Source organism: Desulfobaccales bacterium, from assembly GCA_041648175.1.
GTDB lineage: Bacteria > Desulfobacterota > Desulfobaccia > Desulfobaccales > 0-14-0-80-60-11 > 0-14-0-80-60-11.
The window spans coordinates 1-3148 of record JBAZPO010000066.1 but is presented as its reverse complement, the minus strand read 5'-3'; the positions used below and the strand labels follow the sequence as shown (position 1 = coordinate 3148).

General features: G+C 52.2%; 3 protein-coding genes and 2 rRNA genes. All 5 read right to left on the bottom strand.

Annotated elements, in window-relative coordinates; genetic code table 11:
- Positions 1–508 (bottom strand): MBL fold metallo-hydrolase (locus tag WC600_19055; protein MFA4904827.1); only part of this gene is annotated, 508 nt, incomplete at its 3' end.
- A 7-nt stretch (positions 509–515) separates the two neighbouring features.
- Positions 516–1298, bottom strand: coding sequence for a pseudouridine synthase (locus WC600_19050; protein MFA4904826.1), 783 nt, complete (start codon positions 1296–1298; stop codon positions 516–518).
- A gap of 429 nt (positions 1299–1727) precedes the next feature.
- Positions 1728–2144: a hypothetical protein gene (locus WC600_19045; protein MFA4904825.1), complete on the bottom strand. Its 417-nt coding sequence runs from the start codon at positions 2142–2144 to the stop codon at positions 1728–1730.
- A gap of 112 nt (positions 2145–2256) precedes the next feature.
- Positions 2257–2371, bottom strand: a 5S ribosomal RNA gene (rrf, locus tag WC600_19040).
- A gap of 180 nt (positions 2372–2551) precedes the next feature.
- A 23S ribosomal RNA gene (locus WC600_19035) occupies positions 2552–3148 on the bottom strand; the annotation flags it as partial.

Genomic DNA, 3148 nt, shown 5'->3' with positions numbered 1-3148 from the left:
CGGAACCGAGGATGTGGCCCGCCTCCAGCAAGGTACACGTCACTCCCGGGATCACCTGAAAACGCTCGCCGTAGTTCTTCCCGACGAAGAGCTTCATGCACTCTTTGGCATCCGATTGTGTGTAGAGAGGACCCGTAGACGGAATCATGGATTTCGCCAGGTGCTTGCGAAAGTACTCCTCATCTTTCTCCTGGATATAAGCGGAATCCTGGAGCATGACATCCGTTAAGTCCTGTGTTGCGTACGTACAGAATACCGCCCCGGCGAAGCCCTTCTTATAGAGCAGGGGAATGCGCCCGGCATGATCCATGTGTGCATGACTCAGGATGACGGCATCGATGTCCGCCTTCGGATCGAAGCCGAAGGTGGCATTTTTCTCCGCGGTTTCGCGTCTCCTGCCCTGGAAGAGGCCGCAATCCAAGAGAATCCGTTTATCCGCAATCCGGAGCTCATGACAGCTCCCTGTAACTTCGCGCGCGGCCCCGTGGGAGATGAGCTTGATGTCCATTCAATTATTATAGCCCAACTGCATGTAAGAGCGCCACTTTTTCGGCTTCTAACAGGGCTCGAATAGCTCCCGGTTTCAGACGTTCATCATTCAATGTCAAAATTCTTATACGTCTGAGAGACTTTACAGTGTACCCGAAGTGTTGGCACATCCTCCGAATCTGACGGTTCTTCCCCTCCGTCAGAACGATCCGAACCCTGGTTGGAGCGATTTTTTTCACTTTCAGCGGCTTGGTTCTCGAGCCGTCCATCTCGAACCCTTCTTCGATATTTCTGCAAACCATAGGGCTGACTGGCCGATCAAAAATGACATCGTATTCCTTGTCATGATTGAATTTTGGATGGGTCAGGCGGTAAGCAAGCACGCCGTCGTTCGTGAAGAGCAATAGCCCGGAGGAATCTTTATCCAAGCGGCCGATGGGGAAGATCTTCCCTTGCAGATTTTCCGGAAGGAGATCGCGAACGGTCGCATTGTTGCGCGTTGCGCGTTGAAAGTTACGCGTTGAGACTTGGACAGCTGACCTAGGCTTTGCAGTATCAGAACGAGGAACGCGGAACGCGGAACGCGGAACGTTCGTCGTTTCCACCCCCACCGGCTTGTTCATCACGTAATAGAGCATTTCCCTGCGATCCTGGACCACTTTGCCGGCAACGATGATCCAGTCGGTTGCAGGATCGGCCTTCTGCCCCAGCACAGCTGTTTTCCCATTAACCTTCACCAAACCCTGAAGAAGGTATTCCTCGGCCTTGCGACGCGAGCAAATACCGCGAGCCGAGAGAATCTTCTGCAATCGTTCCTGCATGAGTATCAGAGTAGCGCAGTTCCTTTTTCTTCTCTTGTATTCATGTAGTAACACGCTGTTTCTTCGCTTCAATTACGCTCGTATGCGGTTTCCGGTGCTCTGTCGGCAGCCACTCCTGCTTCCGCTGCTTTGCTTTCCGGACCTGCCAAAATATTTCTGAGTTCTTGAGCACTGCGGAAAAACGCGAATTGGCCGATGAGCCGCAGCTGGTCTGCCTTCACGGGTCCGGTCTCGGATCTTGGACGTTCTGGAGTCATGGGAATAGAAGAAGATGCCGCATTGTAGAACCAAATGCTGGCAAGTCAACTTTTTCGAGTACCCTGTCACCCATTCCTACGCGGGTCGGAGACCCGCTCCCATGTTGAAAAAATTTCCTCCACCCAAGGGAGCGCCTCTCCGAGGCGCGTAATGCTCTACCTAGAAGCCCTCATCCGCATGCGTGACAGCTGCAATCCCCGCATGCAAATCTCCTTCCAGCGCCACAATCAGTGCCATCGCCTGTTCACTGGCAGATGGGTCGTTCTGTGGCCTCGACGCCAACTCAAGTAATCGGTCATGCATACCAGCAAGGAGTTCTTCCAATTGTTCGGCGGCGGGGCTCATGCCAGCTTGCCTTAGTCGTGATGCCGTTTCTCGTCCCAGATTCCCGGCATCATCAATTCTTTTCCAAGGCAACACATCGCCGAGCACCGAGGAACCGGGGTCCGATTCTCTAAATCTTTGAGTAACCATAACCATATTTTGCACATAGATATATCTGTAGTCAAACTTCAAAAAAACCGCATATGTATGCGGTAAAGACAATATCAAAAAATCAGGAATACATTTCAACAAACTGTCCGAACAAGTGGATCTTGTGGGCCCCACTTGTGAGGACTCCTTGAAAGGAAAGAGAGCACACGAGAGGAAACCGATAAGATTTCCTTTCGCGCTTTTCAGCACTCTGTCTTGGCACCGATCTACTCTCGCGAACCGTACGGCTCACTACCATCGACGCGCCCGAGCTTCACTGCCGTGTTCGGAATGGGAACGGGTGTTTCCCCGGGGCTATAGGCACCAAGACGGAATGCTGATGAAAGGAAAGAACGTTGCGGATTGTACAGTACAGAACATGGACCAGAGAAGCTGTGAGCTTTGAGCTGTGAGCTGTGAGAATAATCTCATAGCTCATAGCTCATCGCTCAAAGCTTCATCATGTCCACGTATTGCCCGCGAATGAAACATGAACAGCACAGAACAAACATACATGTTCAATCTCCCGTTAGTACTACTCGGCTGAGCACGTTACCGTGCGTACACCTGTAGCCTATCTACCTGGTAATCTTCCAGGGGGATTATGGGGACAATTGATCTTGGGATGGGCTTCCCACTTAGATGCTTTCAGCGGTTATCCCTACCGAACATAGCTACCCTGCAATGCCGCTGACGCGACAACAGGCACACCAGAGGTTCGTTCACTCCGGTCCTCTCGTACTAGGAGCAAGTTCCCTCAATTGTCTAAACGATCACGGAGGATAGAGGCCAAACTGTCTCACGACGTTCTGAACCCAGCTCGCGTACCGCTTTAATTGGCGAACAGCCAAACCCTTGGGACCTTCTCCAGCCCCAGGATGCGATGAGCCGACATCGAGGTGCCAAACCGGTTCGTCGCTATGGGCGCTTGGAACCGATCAGCCTGTTATCCCTAGAGTAACTTTTATCCGTTGAGCGACAACCCACCCACGTGGTAAGAGCATAGTAATATGCTCGGTTGCCGGATCACTATCACCAGCTTTCGCTTCTGATCGACATGTCCGTCTCACAGTCAGGCCCACTTGTGCGATTACACGACCGCGCCG